Source organism: Nostoc sp., from assembly GCF_041747015.1.
Lineage (GTDB): Bacteria > Cyanobacteriota > Cyanobacteriia > Cyanobacteriales > Nostocaceae > Nostoc.
In genome coordinates this window covers 25,287-40,841 of sequence record NZ_JBGTFY010000106.1, presented here as the reverse complement: position 1 = coordinate 40,841, position 15,555 = coordinate 25,287, and the positions used below count along the sequence as shown (strand labels likewise).

Genomic DNA, 15,555 nt, shown 5'->3' with positions numbered 1-15,555 from the left:
GGCTTATGATTTCGTCTCCCAAGAATTACGGGCGGCGGAAGACCCAGAGTTTGAAACTTTCTATACCAAAAACATTTTGCTGAATGAGGGTATCCGCGCTTGGATGGCTCCTCAAGATCAACCCCACGAACAATTTGTATTTCCTGAGGAGGTATTACCTCGTGGTAACGCTCTCTAATAGACCAAATATCTTAGGCGGCACTGGACGCGACCAAGAATCTACTGGGTTTGCCTGGTGGTCTGGTAACGCACGTTTAATCAATCTATCTGGCAAACTACTGGGTGCTCACGTTGCCCATGCTGGTTTGATTGTATTCTGGGCTGGAGCGATGACGTTGTTTGAAGTCGCTCACTTCGTTCCTGAAAAGCCCATGTACGAACAGGGCTTGATCCTGTTACCTCACCTGGCCGCTCAGGGTTGGGGTGTTGGTGCTGGTGGTGAAGTTATCGACACCTTCCCCTACTTTGTTGTCGGTGTACTTCACCTAATTTCCTCAGCCGTCCTTGGCTTTGGCGGTATCTATCATGCCGTCCGTGGCCCAGAAACCTTAGAAGAATATTCTTCTTTCTTTGGTTACGACTGGAAAGACAAGAACAAGATGACCAACATCATCGGGTTCCACCTGATTATTTTGGGATGCGGTGCGCTGCTTTTAGTCGCAAAGGCAATGTTCTTTGGTGGTTTGTATGACACCTGGGCACCAGGCGGTGGTGACGTTAGGGTTATTACCAATCCGACATTGAACCCAGCGGTTATCTTCGGTTATATAATCAAGTCTCCCTTCGGTGGCGAAGGTTGGATTGTTAGCGTCGATAACTTGGAAGATGTGGTCGGTGGTCATATCTGGATTGCCTTTATCTGTATTGCTGGCGGTATTTTCCACATTCTTACCAAGCCTTTTGCTTGGTCACGTCGGGCATCCATCTGGTCTGGTGAGGCTTACCTCTCCTACAGTTTGGGCGCTCTCTCCCTGATGGGCTTCATTGCCTCAATCTTTGTTTGGTTTAACAACACCGTTTACCCAAGCGAATTCTTTGGCCCTACGGGTCCGGAAGCTTCTCAAGCTCAGGCTTTGACCTTCTTGATTCGTGACCAACGCTTAGGTGCTAACGTCGGTTCTGCCCAAGGCCCCACAGGTTTGGGTAAATACCTGATGCGTTCTCCCACCGGTGAAATCATCTTCGGTGGTGAAACCATGCGCTTCTGGGATTTCCGTGGTCCCTGGCTGGAGCCTCTGCGTGGCCCCAACGGTCTTGACCTGGAAAAAATCAAGAACGATATTCAGCCTTGGCAAGCTCGTCGCGCTGCTGAATACATGACCCATGCTCCTCTGGGTTCTCTGAACTCCGTGGGTGGTGTGGCTACCGAAATCAACTCCTTCAACTACGTATCTCCTCGCGCTTGGTTGTCAACTTCTCACTTCGTACTAGGATTCTTCTTCTTAGTTGGTCACTTGTGGCACGCTGGTCGCGCACGGGCTGCTGCTGGTGGTTTTGAGAAAGGTATTAACCGTGATACTGAGCCAGTGATGTTCATGGACGACCTAGATTAGGTTGTAAGCTTTGTTTAATCACTGAAAATTAAATAATTTAGAGGCTCTTGCGTAAAAGCAAGGGCTTTTTTTATAGGAAAATCGGGCAGATGGCAGACGGGCAATCCGTCGGGCGGTGCGGGAATGGGTGAGGGAAGGCGGGAAGGGTAAAGATTTGGCTCTTGCGTTGGTTTTATGGTAAGGCATTAAAATAGCCATTTTATAGAAAGGCTCAAAAATTTAAAATCCAGTCATAGCAAGGAATATAGGCTCTGATTAGATTTTATTTATTATTTGACTCCATAAAAAGAACTGAAGAGCCAAAGATTTAACTGCGAGTCAACCTAATTCATAATTACGAATTAGTATCAACTTCCTCCTACATTCATTGCTGCTAAAACAGCCTTCTGGCTCACATCTCTGTAAACTGTATTTAAATATTTCATCGCCACATCACTCGAAGTTGGATTTACTGCATTTTCCTCTTCCTTCGCTAGGGGAATGGCTCCTAATACATCTAATACTGTCTCGCTACTAGACGGCACAATCACTACCAAGGAGGACTCTAATGGCTCATTATATTGCCAGAATGAGTCAATTTTTACTGAGTATTGGTCGCTAGGAATTGACTGTTGAACATCAAGCGTTTCTGTAGTAGTGGGTTCAATCTTGGCACTACGTAACTTACGTAAATCGCTAATAATTTGCTCTTTGGTGCGTCCGCGCAATTGAAATAGTACAAAGGGGTCTTCACTGAAGCGATCGCCTAACTGATAGTATACCGCACCAATATGTTTACAGGGATTTACTTTATCAGGACAAGAGCATTTACTCTGGACATCGCCAAGTGTAAAAGGAAATATCGAAAGACCATTAGCTGTGAATACTTCTTCAATATTTTGTGGCATTTCTCCTGCTAGTAGCTTGGCAGCAAAAATTGCCCTTTGGGACATGGTTTCAATTACATAACCCCACTGTTCATCACTAAATGGTTCCAGAGAAAGGGAAACTTTATAAGGTTCTACTTCACTACCTTGCACCCTAGCTAATACTTTTGCACCTTTAAATTCAATGCTCAAAACATTTCCTTGACGGGCATAGTTTCTTGCACGTTCCAAACGCTTTTTAAAGCGATAGGAATCTAGCAAATCTAGCCATTGTTGTGACCACCATTCGCGGCTTGCTTGTAATGTGTAATTAGTCATAAGTCAATTCAAAATTTTATTGGACTGGTTCGTAGTGAGGGCTTTAGCACTCAAATCAAGGATTAAAGTCCTGACTACAAACTTATTCTGCATCATCGTCAATTAATGCACTACGATCAAGTAGTAGTAAGTTGCGGAGTTGGTCTGTATTCATTTCGGTTAACCACTCTTCACCAGCACCTACAACTTGTTCAGCTAGTTGTTTCTTACTTTCAATCATGTCATGAATTTTCTCTTCTAAAGTGCCAGTGCAAACAAATTTATGTACTTGCACATTGCGGGTTTGACCAATCCGAAATACTCTATCTGTGGCTTGATTTTCTACGGCTGGATTCCACCATCTATCAAAGTGAAATACATGATTTGCTCGTGTTAAATTCAGTCCTACCCCACCGGCTTTTAGAGAAAGAATCATAATTGGGGGTCCTTGAGGATCGTGTTGGAAACGGTCGATCATTTCCTCTCTTTGTTTTTTACTGGTGCTACCATATAAAAAGAATATTTCTCGCCCTAATCGTTTTTCTAAATAGGGTTTAAGTAATTTACCCCACTCAGCAAATTGTGTAAAGATTAAAGCGCGATCGCCTTCTGCTAAAACTTCTTCTAACATCTCTTCTAACCGCAGAAGTTTAGCCGAATTATGTTGCTCTAATGTCGCCTGTTTCAAATATTGGGCTGGGTGATTGCAGATTTGTTTGAGTTTGATTAGTAAAGCCAAAATCATCCCCCGACGTTGCAATCCTTCAGCAGAATCTATCTCTGCTAAAGATGCTTCTACAACTTGTTGATAAAGTGCAGCTTGTTCACCTGTTAGTCCGCAGAATACTGTCATTTCTTGCTTATCTGGCAAGTCTTGAATGATGTCGCGATCGCTTTTCAATCTCCGCAGTATAAAGGGTTGTACTAATGAACGTAACTGAGCCAAAGAAGCTGTATCCCCATACTTTTCAATTGGCATGGCAAACCGACGCTGAAAAAATTGCTTATTGCCTAAATATCCAGGATTCAAAAAGTCTAAAATAGACCATAATTCTTGCAGTCTATTTTCTACTGGTGTCCCCGTCAATGCAATGCGAAATGTAGCTGATAATTGCCGCACTGCTTTAGACTGCTTCGCCTCTGGATTTTTCACATTTTGGGCTTCATCTAAAACAATTATCTGCCAAGAGACACTTTGCAATGACTTGATATCTCGATGAAGAAGTGAGTAGCTAGTGACGATTAAATCATGCTTTTTGACTGCTTCTAAAAACGCCTTACCTTTGGGGCGTTTGTCACCGTGATATTGCAAAATTTTCAGGCTTGGTGCAAATTTATTGACTTCCCTTTCCCAGTTGCCTAAAACCGAAGTCGGACAAACCAATAGAGTTGGATTTTCTAGTACATCTTGTTCCTTCAAGTGCAGGAGAAAGGCAATGAACTGGATAGTTTTACCGAGTCCCATGTCGTCGGCGAGACACGCACCCAAACCCCAACGTTCTAAGAAAGATAGCCAAGCAGCACCACGTTCTTGATAAGGTCGTAACTGTCCTTGAAAACCTTCTGGTGTGGGCAAAGGTGCGATCGCTTGGTTATTGTTTAGCGCCCCAATCAACTCTTGTAACGCCCCAGATGCCTCAAAGCTAACCACAGGTAATTTTTCAATTACCTGGGTATCCCCTGTACTGAAACGCAAAGCATCTTCCAAGGAAAGTGCCATTTGGTCTTTGCGAGTGGTAAAAAAAGTTTGGGCTGTCTTGATGTCTTGCGATCGCAATTCCACCCACTCACCGTTAATTTCCACTAGCGGACTATTTAAAGCCACAAGTTTATCAAACTCAGCTTTGGAAATAGTCTGTCCACCAATTGCCAATTGCCATTGAAAATTTAGTAGACTTTGCAACCCTAAACGTCCCTGCTTTGTCTTTGGGGCTTCGGCAGTAATTTTCAAACCTAAACGGTTCGCCCATCCTTCCCGGTTTGCTAAACTGGGAGGCAAAATTACTCCTAAACCACTGTCTTCCAATCTCCAAGCTACAGCCTTGATAAATTCATAAGCTTGGATGGGTGTGAGACGAGAAGATTGGGGATATTCGGTTTCAAAACTGGTTACTATTGTTGGATATAATCGGGAAGCTAGCCCTAAACCTCGCAAAAATGTTTCTTGTGGGTGTTCAATTGTCCGATTTTCATAAGCCAATCGTTCAACTGGATTATTCCAAATAGTTGCCGCATCCACCAAAAACTCAGGAGTGTCAGCCGCTTGCAGGAAATACGCCAATGTCCAATCTGTTTCGCCAGACTGCGGAGAACGCAGTTGAAAACAGGTACGAAATAGAGTTTTAAGAGTTAATTGGTATTGTAGCGGCAGAGTCCATGCCTTTAGTGCCGCTTCCAGTCGTTCCACTTCAATTGCATCTGCATTGATTGTATGAGATGCACTAGTTAAGGCTTGCAACCACTGTCGCACCGCAGATGGTGATGCGGATGCCATCGCTTTAGCTTCAATTGGAGGTTGGGAACTCGCCATTTCTCGCACTTGGGCATCTATGGTACTGTTGAGAAATCCCAAAAGTAATTCTTGAGGTTCGATTGGAAAGTCTACATAGATTGGGCATTGGGCATTAGTTATTTCCCCATGCTCCCCTGCTCCCTGCCCCCTGCTCCCCTGTTCCCCCACTCCCTCTTGATAGGTGCGGCAAACCAACGGCATATTCGCAGAAAATTTTTCTAGACGGGTTCCATCCACAGCACTATCTAGAAGTACTTGCCAGTTAGCCGCGATCGCACCATCTGATTGTCGCTGAATTCTTGGTAAAAACTTACACCGCGAGATTAAATCTAAACTCCATCGGGCAACCTGCGACCAAAAGCGTAAATCTCCTCCCAAAAAGGCATCTTCTCCGTTAGTAGCATTTAGGGGAACAGCAGTGAGAAATTTTATTGCCTCGGTCGGGTTGAGACAAAAACCCTCAACGCGCCACGGCTGCAAATATTGTGGGGAGTCTATATCTAGCTCCAAGCTAGCAGAATACACTGGAAAAATCTCTGCTGTTCCTTCTTTGCTGCCTTCTGGGATATAAGTTGGCAGGGCAATTATTTGCGAATGCGTTGGCAAATTTATCTCAGTAGCACTTGCGGCTTTGCGTGTTCGCCCAGCAGTAGCGAACGCAACTTGGGGTTGCTGGATGAAGTTGGCAATGATCATCTTCTGCGAATCGCCAAAGGCGACACTTGGCGATGCCTGCGGCGGGCGGAGCCATCGCAACCACTCACTCAACTCAACTGATGTCATTGCCAATGGATGTAGTGGTATGTCTCCAGAGCCACTGAACTCGAAATTCACTCGTGGCGATCGCCACGTTTCTCCCCAAATAAATAAACAACTATTTGAATTTTTTAGTAACCAATTCCCGTGTAAAATCGCCATTTGCTAACTACTCAGATTTTCTTGAAATTAAAGAATTTAAATTGTAAACATTTTAATCTTTACATCTTTTTACTAATAATACGTCTTGCATATAATAAATCTTCCAACAATCAGTTAATCTAAACATTATCAATAATGGATTTTCCATTTGTTCCAGTTTAAAAAAATGAGCTAGTAGTGGAACTAGATGATATGCATCCTCAAGAACAGGAGGTTGTAAGAATATTACTAAATGTTGTAATTATTGAAGTTAAAACCTATCCCCAAAAGTCACCTCTATCTCCGGCAGAATTTTAGCTTACTACTTGAGTAAGGATGCCTTTGTTGTCAGGATATCTGTTCAGGATGCTACACACAAGCCAAAAGAAATATTAGGAGCATTTTATTTAAAACCAAACTTTCCTGGTCGGTGTAGCCATATTTGTAACGCTGGTTTTATTGTGCAACCTGGCTTTGGCGGTCAGGGGATAGGGCGGTTCATGGAAGAGGCGATGCTCTTGATAGCAGCTAACCTTGGCTACGAAGCAGTAATGTTTAATTTGGTCTTTGAAACTAATATACCTTCAATTACACTTTGGCAGTCGTTAGGATTGGAGATTATTGGGCGAATTCCGAGTGCGGCGAAGCTAGGGAATGGGCAGGTGGCAGACGCGTTGACTTTTTATCGCACTGTGCATTGAACGACTTGTTTATCTTTGTATGTACCAGGAGTCAGCCATAGTGCATAAATGTTAGGATTGCCACAGAAAGAGAATAGCCAAAAAGAAGGAAAAAAAACTGAATGGCAGAAGTTGATAAGTCAATATCCTTCGATGGAAGGGATATTCGACTGAAAGTAGGTCTACTAGCTCCCCAGGCTGGTGGGTCGGTTTTGATAGAATCAGGGGACACATCCGTTCTAGTGACGGCTACGCGATCGCAAGCCAGAGAAGGCATTGATTTTCTTCCCCTCACAGTAGATTATGAAGAAAGGCTATATGCTGCTGGAAGGATTCCCGGCGGGATCATGCGGCGGGAAGGTCGTCCACCAGAAAAAACAATTCTTACCAGCCGTCTTATAGACCGTCCAATGCGTCCTCTGTTCCCTTCATGGTTGCGAGATGACCTGCAAATTATTGCTTTAACACTATCGATGGATGAGTTAGTTCCACCCGATGTGCTAGCAGTTACAGGTGCTTCCATTGCTACTCTAATTGCCCAGATTCCTTTTAATGGGCCAATGGCAGCAGTGCGGGTTGGTTTAGTGGGAGATGATTTTATTATTAACCCCACTTATGCAGAAACTGAAGCCGGAGACTTGGATCTAGTAGTAGCAGGTTCACCGCATGGCGTGATTATGGTGGAGGCGGGAGCCAATCAGTTGCCAGAGCGAGATATTCTCGAAGCGATCGACTTTGGTTACGAAGCAGTACGAGACTTAATCAAAGCGCAGCAAGATTTAATAGCAGAATTGGGTCTGGTAATCGTGCAAGCAACAGCACCAGAAGTAGACCAGACGCTAGAAAATTATATCCGCGATCGCGCTAGTAGCCAGATTAAGAAAATCCTCTCTCAATTTCATTTCACCAAACCCGAACGCGATGCAGCTTTAGATGTCGTCAAGAATGAAATTGCCACGACGATTACCGAGATGCCACAAGAAGACCCAATTCGAGTTGCCGCAACTGCAAATAGTAAAGCACTTGGGAACACCTTTAAAGACATTACCAAATACTTCATGCGGCGGCAAATCATCGAAGATAACGTTCGCGTTGATGGTCGCAAACTCGATGAAGTGCGTCCTGTTTCTTGTTTAGTTGATGTCTTACCAAAGCGAGTCCACGGTAGCGGTTTATTTAACCGGGAACTAACTCAGGTATTATCCGCTTGTACTCTAGGTACACCGGGGGATGCCCAAAACCTCAACGATGATATGCAGTTAGATCAACACAAGCGTTATCTGCATCATTACAACTTCCCGCCTTTCTCAGTCGGGGAAACCAAGCCAATGCGTGCCCCAGGAAGGCGCGAAATTGGTCACGGGGCATTGGCCGAGCGAGCAATAATCCCTGTACTACCGTCAAAAGAAGATTTTCCCTACGTGATTCGCATCGTATCGGAAGTACTTTCCTCCAACGGTTCCACCTCAATGGGTTCAGTGTGCGGTTCCACCCTAGCCCTAATGGATGCTGGTGTACCAATTCTTAAACCCGTTAGTGGCGCAGCAATGGGTCTGATTAAGGATGGGGACGAAGTGCGAATCCTGACCGACATTCAGGGCATTGAAGACTTTTTGGGCGACATGGACTTTAAAGTTGCTGGGACGGATACTGGCATTACCGCCTTGCAAATGGATATGAAAATCTCCGGTTTATCTTTGGAGGTTATTGCCCAAGCCGTCCACCAAGCCAAATCAGCCCGGTTGCACATTCTGGAGAAAATGCTCGCCTGCATTGACACGCCACGCCCTGAAACCTCACCCTATGCCCCACGTCTGTTAACGATCAAGATTGATTCAGACATGATTGGTCTGGTCATTGGCCCCGGAGGCAAGACGATTAAGGGGATCACAGAGGAAACTGGTGCGAAAATTGACATCGAAGATGATGGCACTGTGACAATTTCCGCTGTGGATGAGGGCAAGGCCAAGAAAGCCCGTAATATTATCCAAGGCATGACTCGCAAACTGCACGAAGGGGATGTCTACGCAGGACGCATCACTCGGATTATACCGATAGGTGCATTTGTGGAATTCTTGCCTGGAAAAGAAGGCATGATCCACATTTCTCAACTTGCTGATTACCGCGTTGGCAAAGTTGAGGATGAAGTAGCAGTGGGCGATGAAGTGATTATCAAAGTGCGCGAAATTGATAACAAAGGTCGGATTAATCTCACACGTTTGGGTATCCACCCAGATCAAGCAACAGCAGCACGGGAAGCTGCGGCGGTGAATCGGTAACTCGATTTGGGATTTTAGATTGCATCTAAAATCCGCGATGCCTACTGTGAAGGCATCGCCGTATGCTTCTCTAATTAGTTGCACAACATTTATAACAGACAAATTTACTTGCAGATTCCGAATTTAGTACATTGACAATCTCAGGCAGATCCTAGCTTCAAATCTACATTCTGTTACACAAACCTAACTCAACTCCCAACGGCGTAATCGGATAATGTCCGCGCTCATTTGCTGCTAATAACTCATATTGTCCACCAATTAATTCATAAACTTCTACACGGACTGGCTCCCCAAGACCACGTTTTTCCCAAAATTGAGTCACCCCAATTCTTTAAGCAATCCCTCAATGCGATTAAAAAAGCTAGTCGCCATCACTCCAAAAAGTTAAAGAGATCAGCTAACCGCGAACGAGCAAGGAAAAATCTAGTACGCAAGTATGAGGATATTTCCAACTCTCGTCGTGATTGATTTTGGAAGCTAGCACACGAGTTAACCGACAGATTTGATGTTCTATGCTTTGAAACGTTAAGTCTCAACGGGATGCAGCGACTTTGGGGGCGAAAAATATCAGACTTAGCTTTTGGAGAATTTCTAAAAATCCTAGAATGGATTGCTAAAAAGAAAGGTAAGCAAGTTGTATATATAGATAGATGGTATCCATCTAGTAAAACTTGTTCAAATTGTGAGCACGTTTTAGAGAGTTTAGATTTGTCAGTTAGAGAGTGGCGTTGTCCTTGTTGTCAGTCAGTGAATGGACGTGATGAAAACGCCGCCAAGAATACAGCACTTCCGGCAGCTATGAGGTACATCCTCATAGCTGAAAGTGATGATAGGAGAGAGGCAGGGATAAAAACTGTATTGCATAATAGCCGGAAGTGCTGTATCCAAGTAGTCGGGGCATCGACTATTAAGTTAGGTGATGTAAGTCTGGCAGTGCTTGCAATTGCTGTTTGAGCTTAGAATCCCCCGTTTGGAAAACGGGGGAGTATGTCAATAATCGCTAGCTAGCATAATTCTAGGTAAAGATAAGGCTTCATTTTCACCCAAATCACCGCCAGTAATCTTGTCTATTCCTATTTGTTGTAATGTCGTCAACAAGACTGCACTCTGACTCAATAGCTCATCTACATCAACGCCGCCGTAACTAGATGGGTAACGCCGCAGGCGATTGCTGCCTTCTCCCAATAGAATTACTGCACCTCGCCAGTTCCGATTTTCTAAATGATACAGTGCCACAGCAATTTGGAGAATGCCTTGATAAAAGGTTTTTTCCGGTTCGCCAGCTTCCATCCACAGAGCCTCTAAAGTGTCGTGACAGGCGTAAAACTGACCAGAATTGAACTGTTCTACGCCTTGCCAAAACTCTTGGGGGATGGTTTCGCTCATCCCATGCTATCTCTTACTTCTTTAATTGTTTCAACAGAGATTTCTTGTTTTTCTCCAGCAAACTCGTTGTCAGGGGTGAGGAACAACATACAATGGCACTCTTTGCGTTCTCTCATTGGCACACAGGGGCAGTTCCAATATGTGGCGTGAACTTCAGCTTCTTTATCTTCGTAATGGCGACAGGGACATAAAGGCGCACCTAGTTCGTCTTTATGTTTGGCTAGTCCTTCAATCACAACTGCGGTGACAGAAGGTTCAGAACAGAAGTAGGTTCCAGTACGCTTGGCGTATTGTTCAGAAAAATGCCGCATTGCCTCTAGGCTTTTATCGCTGGATTTTGTGTTATGTTCTGATGTGATCATGTCGCTCATAATTTAAATATTTCTTTGCATTGTACCTCAGCGTCATGTGGGGATCACTGGGTGTATTTCCCCAAACTTACCTGTTGAAATTGTTTTACTTTGCTCAAAGGCTGATATGTCCGGTGGGCTGGGATCAGACAAAATCTCAGAAATCACAGAAGCTTAACTTGTTAGCAGTCTTTTAAAGTTATCAAATTTGAATTGATTTATGAACGTAATGTTTTTTGCAGTTGGGGTTGCAGTGCGCCGCAGCTACGCCCGTCGGAGACATCGCGCTGCAAAATTATACCAGGGTGTTCCCAGTTAATTACCTCTGGTTCTACTGGTGAGGAAATATTTGGCCACAAAACCCAGCGACTGCCTTGAGGAAGAGTAGCAAGGCTCAGGGGGTTTTGAGTCAGCCAAATCAAAGGATAGCTTTTAGGAACTTGTGTACTGTCATCTTCTAGTCTAGTCGTTGCTGCTAAGGTTTCTAAGACAAAGCGATCGCCTTTAATTAAATTTGTTGATGCTGTCCAGAGTTGCACCTCTAATTGCTGTTGCTGTGCATAAAAATACAGCGAAGCTGCGGCAATTACTGCTTGTTCAAAGTTTTCTTCTTCCCAATTGCTAGCACTGTCAAGGGCAATAACTATTTCTTGTCCACCTGTCACCATTTCTAACTCTCGCACCCTTAATTCGCCATAGCGGGCGCTAGTCCGCCAGTGAATCAGACGGGTGGGATCTCCAGTGCGGTAGGGACGGAGCGATCGCACCAGCCCCGTTGTCGCTGTCTGCAAGGGTCTACCACGAGGATCGCCCCTTTTGCTCTCTTCTTGCCCCATTTCGTCTACTAGAGGGCAGGTAGCCAATGGTAACACTGTAGGATAAACGATCGCCATTGCAGCACAATCACGCTGACGGCGACACCAAAACAATCCTAAAGGCGCACCAGAACCAAGTTCGACTGTATGCCAGCGATAAACACCCCGGCGCACAGTTGGGTGATAATATACCCAACGGTAACTGCCTTGGCTAGGAATTGTTTCGATTGCTTTTTGTACTGGTTTCCCTAAGACGAAGGGCAGGATATCCTCGACTTGCAACAAGCTTACGGGCTGCTGTGTCTGATTGCGGATTTCTAATTCCATCATCAGATCATCGCCTGCTGACACAGGTTGGATGGGACGGCGGGTAATGGATAGACCTGTGAGCGATCGCGGTGGTAAGATAGCTGCTACACCCAAAAGAGCAAAACTGATGCCGCTAATGGCATACAGCCAACCAGCCATCGTATTGATACCTGCGCCAAAAAAACAAATCGCGGTTGCTGCTAGTACCCAACCGCCGTATGTAGGGACACAAGCGTGGGTTTCTAACCAATTAGTGATGGATTTAATGAAATTCATGTTTCTTTTTTAACCCAAGACCACCCGAAATTCACAGGGGCTCAGGGGTTCGCCAAAAAAGCTTTTAGTTGGATTCTAGCACTTGCGGTTGAATTCACGGAAAAATCGCCGCATCAATTTTTTCTCCCACATCCTCTATCTATTCAGCATCAGGGTAAGATTACTTGTCAGTCTGAGTTAAATCGAAGTACAGAGTTTGCAATCGCTCTACCAATTTCTCATCCTTAAGATCCTAGCTTTTAAAAGTTAATTTTTTCATAATAGTCGGCAGCAGGTAGAAGCTTGTGTGTTTAAATCTTTTGGGGACTTACGAAATGCCTATTGAAACACTTCAAGCCAATTTTCGCCAGCTTTTTGTGAACAAACGGAGAAACAAACTTATGGGACTTTTTGATCAAATTCTCGGTGCCGTCGCTAATCCTAATCAACAAGGTAGCTTAGGTCAACTGGGAAATATTGTTAACACTGTACAGCAGATGAGCGATCATACTGGCGCAAACCCTTCTACTATCCAATCAGTTTTGTCAATTGTGGGTGGTCAAGTGCGTTCTGCTTTACAACAAAAGCAAGCCACAGATGGTAATGAAGCCGCACAAACTTTGGTGAATCAATATGCTGGTACTTCTTCCAACCCCCAAGCCGTCGATTCGCTGTTTTCTCCTGGTATACAACAGCAGGTAGCTCAGGTAGCTGCCCAACGCACTGGATTGGATGCTGGTATAGTTCAACAATTGCTGCCAGTAGCAGTACCTTTGGTACTTAAGTTTTTACAATCAGGTGCCAATGCCCAAAATCCCCAAACTGGTGGTAATTCTGTACTCAATTCCTTCTTGGATGCTGACGGCGATGGTGATGTCGATATCGCTGATGCCATCCAAATGGCTAGTCAACATATAAGACGGTAATAATTTTCTTTCCACTCTCTGATGATAAATAGCTCGTCCTAAGATATCGGCAATTAGGACTTGCTAGATGTTTAGCTAAGACATAGGCTGAGAAGATAGTATATTTACAAATATTTAAGTCAGACAGTCTATGGCTAAAATTTTTGACTGTATTACTGAGGAACTGCAAGACTTTATTGCTGCCCAACAGCTTTTCTTTGTTGGCTCTGCACCCTTGAGTCCTACGGGTCATGTTAACCTCTCTCCTAAAGGTTTTGACTGCCTTCGTATCCTCTCCCCTAACCAAGTAGCTTACCTCGATCTCACAGGCAGTGGTAACGAAACCTCAGCCCACTTGCAAGAAAATGGGCGGATAACCTTCATGTTTTGCGCTTTTGCAGAACCCCCGTGTATCCTGCGTCTCTTCGGTCAAGGAAACACAATTTTACCGAGTTCTCCAGACTGGAACTCCCTATATTCTCTATTTTCGCCAATACCTGGAACTCGTCAAATTATCGTCGCTGATATCCAAAAAGTACAGACCTCCTGTGGTTTTGGCGTACCACTTTATGAATATCAAGGTCAGCGCCAAATTTTAGTGAACTGGGCTAGTAAAAGAGGTGAAGAGGGAGTTCGAGAATTTCAACAACAGAAAAATCTCGTCAGCCTTGACGGTTTAGCGACACCACTGAGTAAATTATTTTAACTTTGACACAAGCAAATTCTTAGACAGAAGTTATGGATTATTTTATTCGTCTAGTTACACAGCAAGACGAGCTTTTTCTCTGGCAAATGCTGTACGAAGCGGCGCACATGGCAGAAGAAGGTAATTTAACAATGCAGGATGCGATGAATCATCCTGATTTAACAAAATATGTTAAAAATTGGGGGCTTAAAGATGATATTGGTTTCATCGCTATTTTGAAAACTAATAATCAGCCAGTAGGAGCAGCATGGCTGCGTTTACTGATAGGTGAAAATAAAGGATATGGTTATCTTAATGATCAAACTCCTGAATTAGCAATAGCTATTCTTCCCCAATATAGAAATCAGGGCATAGGAACGCAATTACTAACGCATTTGTTAGCAGCAGTCAAAACATTTTACTCATCAGTCTCACTCAGCATCAGAGCGACGAATCCAGCTTTAGGTTTATATAAACGATTAGGTTTTGAAGTGGTTGCTGGAAGCGAAACAATTAACCGAATTGGCGGAATGTCTTTTAAAATGAAAATTGATTTTTATTAGCTTGTAGGGTAGGCATTGTAATGCCCACCCTACTGTAATGCCTGACTATCTAAGCGACACAATTTTACTTTGTTGATGATGTTCGCACCTATCCTTTCATAAAACTTGATTCCCCGCTCGTTAGATACAGCTACAGTCCAATCAATTCTGCCACAATCTTTTTCCTGCCCTATTTGGCGCAACCGTAGCATCAGCGCCTCACCAACTCGGTGGCCTCGATGTTCAGCTTTGACATATAAATCATCAAGCCAAATTCCAGGGGTTGCTAAAAAAGTTGAATAGATAAAGTGATAGGTCGCCAACCCAATAGGATTTCTATCAACCTCAGCTAAAAGAACGAAAGCAAGGGGCTTGTCTCCAAATAAATCTATTTCTAACTTTTTCGGAGTTGCTTCTACAGATTCAGGACAACCATCAAATTCAGCTTTCAAATGGATTAATTCTATAATGGCAGGAATGTCGCTCTTGTTGGCATCTCGTATTAAAATATTTGGGCAAATCATCTTATTTTTGCTATTTCCTTAAAACTCGTATTGGGGAATAATTTCTGTTTCATTCTGTGCTGCCTTTATCCACTCTTGCATTGCTGGAAGTACCAAAACTGCCTCAACATAATCTTTAGAAACAGTATCTAACTGCACATCATGGGTTACAAAGCGCAGGACAACTGGAGCAAAAAACGCATCAGCAATTGTGAAATTACCAAATAATAGATTACCGCCAGCCCCAAATTTTTGACGAGATTCTCGCCAGATACTGGTGATGTAGTCAATGTCTTGTTGTACACCGGATGCTAAACCTTTACCAGGATATTTATTACGGCAGTTCATCGGCATATTCTGACGCAACTTTTGAAACCCTGAATGCATTTGGGCAGTAATGGAACGAGCTAATGCCCTTGCTGCCTTATCTTCTGGCCACCATTGCATAGTCGGAAATGCCTCAGCTAAGTATTCACAAATAGCCAGAGAATCCCATACAGTTTGCGTATCGTGCAATAGTACAGGTACTTTTCCTGATGGTGAGTATTGCCGAGTTTTTAATAAATAGTCTGGGCTGTAAAGAGGAATCCGAATCTCATTGAATTCCAAACCAAATTGCTTCATCGCTAGCCAGGGACGAAGTGACCAAGATGAATAATTCTTATTGCCAATTATCAAAGTGAGTTGCGTCATATTTCTAGCACCTATAAAGTTGTTCAAT

Annotated in this window: 12 protein-coding genes and 4 pseudogenes; 8 read left to right on the top strand and 8 right to left on the bottom strand. The window is 43.9% G+C overall.

Features of this window, described 5'->3' with window-relative positions; genetic code table 11:
• Both ACEW80_RS08085 and psbC read left to right on the top strand, forming a co-directional pair.
• A pseudogene (locus ACEW80_RS08085) lies at nucleotides 1-178 on the top strand (photosystem II D2 protein (photosystem q(a) protein)); the annotation flags it as partial.
• Complete coding sequence (gene psbC / locus ACEW80_RS08080; RefSeq protein WP_373526093.1) at nucleotides 162-1,553, top strand: photosystem II reaction center protein CP43; 1,392 nt, start codon at nucleotides 162-164, stop codon at nucleotides 1,551-1,553. The pseudogene ACEW80_RS08085 and the gene psbC, both read left to right, overlap by 17 nt.
• A 347-nt stretch (nucleotides 1,554-1,900) precedes the next feature.
• Here psbC and ACEW80_RS08075 read toward each other — a convergent pair whose 3' ends face one another.
• Together ACEW80_RS08075 and ACEW80_RS08070 are read right to left on the bottom strand one after the other, a co-directional pair.
• Complete coding sequence (locus ACEW80_RS08075; RefSeq protein ID WP_373526092.1) at nucleotides 1,901-2,737, bottom strand: SWIM zinc finger family protein; 837 nt, start codon at nucleotides 2,735-2,737, stop codon at nucleotides 1,901-1,903.
• A gap of 82 nt (nucleotides 2,738-2,819) precedes the next feature.
• Nucleotides 2,820-6,146 carry a DEAD/DEAH box helicase gene (locus ACEW80_RS08070; RefSeq protein ID WP_373526091.1) on the bottom strand — a complete coding sequence of 1,109 codons (3,327 nt, stop codon included), beginning with the start codon at nucleotides 6,144-6,146 and terminating at the stop codon, nucleotides 2,820-2,822.
• Nucleotides 6,147-6,338: 192 nt separating this feature from the next.
• Here ACEW80_RS08070 and ACEW80_RS08065 point away from each other — a divergent pair.
• Together ACEW80_RS08065 and ACEW80_RS08060 are read left to right on the top strand one after the other, a co-directional pair.
• Nucleotides 6,339-6,826, top strand: a pseudogene (locus ACEW80_RS08065) (N-acetyltransferase family protein).
• Between the two features lie 101 nt (nucleotides 6,827-6,927).
• Nucleotides 6,928-9,084 (top strand): polyribonucleotide nucleotidyltransferase, encoded by a 2,157-nt coding sequence (locus ACEW80_RS08060; RefSeq protein WP_373526090.1) that lies wholly within the window; start codon nucleotides 6,928-6,930, stop codon nucleotides 9,082-9,084.
• Between the two features lie 178 nt (nucleotides 9,085-9,262).
• Here the strand turns inward: ACEW80_RS08060 and ACEW80_RS08055 are convergent.
• A pseudogene (locus tag ACEW80_RS08055) lies at nucleotides 9,263-9,361 on the bottom strand (Uma2 family endonuclease); the annotation flags it as partial.
• Between the two features lie 32 nt (nucleotides 9,362-9,393).
• Between ACEW80_RS08055 and ACEW80_RS08050 the strand changes: the two are divergent.
• A pseudogene (locus ACEW80_RS08050) lies at nucleotides 9,394-9,864 on the top strand (RNA-guided endonuclease InsQ/TnpB family protein); the annotation flags it as partial.
• A 210-nt stretch (nucleotides 9,865-10,074) separates the two neighbouring features.
• Here ACEW80_RS08050 and ACEW80_RS08045 read toward each other — a convergent pair.
• From ACEW80_RS08045 to ACEW80_RS08035, 3 genes are all read right to left on the bottom strand, one after another.
• The gene (locus ACEW80_RS08045; protein WP_373526089.1) at nucleotides 10,075-10,470 is read right to left on the bottom strand and encodes a DUF309 domain-containing protein; all 396 of its coding nucleotides are present in this window, start codon (nucleotides 10,468-10,470) and stop codon (nucleotides 10,075-10,077) included.
• Nucleotides 10,467-10,832 carry a ferredoxin thioredoxin reductase catalytic beta subunit gene (locus tag ACEW80_RS08040; RefSeq protein ID WP_373526097.1) on the bottom strand — a complete coding sequence of 122 codons (366 nt, stop codon included), beginning with the start codon at nucleotides 10,830-10,832 and terminating at the stop codon, nucleotides 10,467-10,469. Before ACEW80_RS08040 ends, ACEW80_RS08045 begins: the two co-directional genes overlap by 4 nt.
• Nucleotides 10,833-11,038: 206 nt before the next feature.
• Nucleotides 11,039-12,220 carry a DUF58 domain-containing protein gene (locus tag ACEW80_RS08035; RefSeq protein WP_373526088.1) on the bottom strand — a complete coding sequence of 394 codons (1,182 nt, stop codon included), beginning with the start codon at nucleotides 12,218-12,220 and terminating at the stop codon, nucleotides 11,039-11,041.
• A 380-nt stretch (nucleotides 12,221-12,600) separates the two neighbouring features.
• On the opposite strand from ACEW80_RS08035, the gene ACEW80_RS08030 reads away from it, so the two are divergent.
• The 3 genes from ACEW80_RS08030 (at nucleotide 12,601) to ACEW80_RS08020 (ending at nucleotide 14,352) form a co-directional block, all read left to right on the top strand.
• Complete coding sequence (locus ACEW80_RS08030) at nucleotides 12,601-13,125, top strand: DUF937 domain-containing protein (RefSeq protein WP_373526087.1); 525 nt, start codon at nucleotides 12,601-12,603, stop codon at nucleotides 13,123-13,125.
• 130 nt (nucleotides 13,126-13,255) lie between these two features.
• The gene (locus ACEW80_RS08025) at nucleotides 13,256-13,810 is read left to right on the top strand and encodes a pyridoxamine 5'-phosphate oxidase family protein (RefSeq protein ID WP_373526086.1); all 555 of its coding nucleotides are present in this window, start codon (nucleotides 13,256-13,258) and stop codon (nucleotides 13,808-13,810) included.
• A 32-nt stretch (nucleotides 13,811-13,842) separates the two neighbouring features.
• Nucleotides 13,843-14,352, top strand: coding sequence for an N-acetyltransferase family protein (locus tag ACEW80_RS08020; RefSeq protein ID WP_373526085.1), 510 nt, complete (start codon nucleotides 13,843-13,845; stop codon nucleotides 14,350-14,352).
• A 29-nt stretch (nucleotides 14,353-14,381) separates the two neighbouring features.
• Here ACEW80_RS08020 and ACEW80_RS08015 read toward each other — a convergent pair whose 3' ends face one another.
• Together ACEW80_RS08015 and ACEW80_RS08010 are read right to left on the bottom strand one after the other, a co-directional pair.
• Nucleotides 14,382-14,855 carry an N-acetyltransferase family protein gene (locus ACEW80_RS08015; RefSeq protein ID WP_373526084.1) on the bottom strand — a complete coding sequence of 158 codons (474 nt, stop codon included), beginning with the start codon at nucleotides 14,853-14,855 and terminating at the stop codon, nucleotides 14,382-14,384.
• A gap of 18 nt (nucleotides 14,856-14,873) precedes the next feature.
• Nucleotides 14,874-15,527: a glutathione S-transferase family protein gene (locus tag ACEW80_RS08010; RefSeq protein WP_373526083.1), complete on the bottom strand. Its 654-nt coding sequence runs from the start codon at nucleotides 15,525-15,527 to the stop codon at nucleotides 14,874-14,876.
• Between the last annotated feature and the right edge of the window lie 28 nt (nucleotides 15,528-15,555).

Excerpts from the sequence above, each read along its gene's own strand:
- ACEW80_RS08075 (WP_373526092.1), bottom strand. The coding sequence starts at position 2,737 with ATGACTAATTACACATTACAAGCAAGCCGCGAATGGTGGTCACAACAA.
- ACEW80_RS08070 (WP_373526091.1), bottom strand. The coding sequence starts at position 6,146 with ATGGCGATTTTACACGGGAATTGGTTACTAAAAAATTCAAATAGTTGT.
- ACEW80_RS08060 (WP_373526090.1), top strand. The coding sequence starts at position 6,928 with ATGGCAGAAGTTGATAAGTCAATATCCTTCGATGGAAGGGATATTCGA.
- ACEW80_RS08045 (WP_373526089.1), bottom strand. The coding sequence starts at position 10,470 with ATGAGCGAAACCATCCCCCAAGAGTTTTGGCAAGGCGTAGAACAGTTC.
- ACEW80_RS08040 (WP_373526097.1), bottom strand. The coding sequence starts at position 10,832 with ATGATCACATCAGAACATAACACAAAATCCAGCGATAAAAGCCTAGAG.
- ACEW80_RS08035 (WP_373526088.1), bottom strand. The coding sequence starts at position 12,220 with ATGAATTTCATTAAATCCATCACTAATTGGTTAGAAACCCACGCTTGT.
- ACEW80_RS08030 (WP_373526087.1), top strand. The coding sequence starts at position 12,601 with ATGGGACTTTTTGATCAAATTCTCGGTGCCGTCGCTAATCCTAATCAA.
- ACEW80_RS08025 (WP_373526086.1), top strand. The coding sequence starts at position 13,256 with ATGGCTAAAATTTTTGACTGTATTACTGAGGAACTGCAAGACTTTATT.
- ACEW80_RS08020 (WP_373526085.1), top strand. The coding sequence starts at position 13,843 with ATGGATTATTTTATTCGTCTAGTTACACAGCAAGACGAGCTTTTTCTC.
- ACEW80_RS08015 (WP_373526084.1), bottom strand. The coding sequence starts at position 14,855 with ATGATTTGCCCAAATATTTTAATACGAGATGCCAACAAGAGCGACATT.
- ACEW80_RS08010 (WP_373526083.1), bottom strand. The coding sequence starts at position 15,527 with ATGACGCAACTCACTTTGATAATTGGCAATAAGAATTATTCATCTTGG.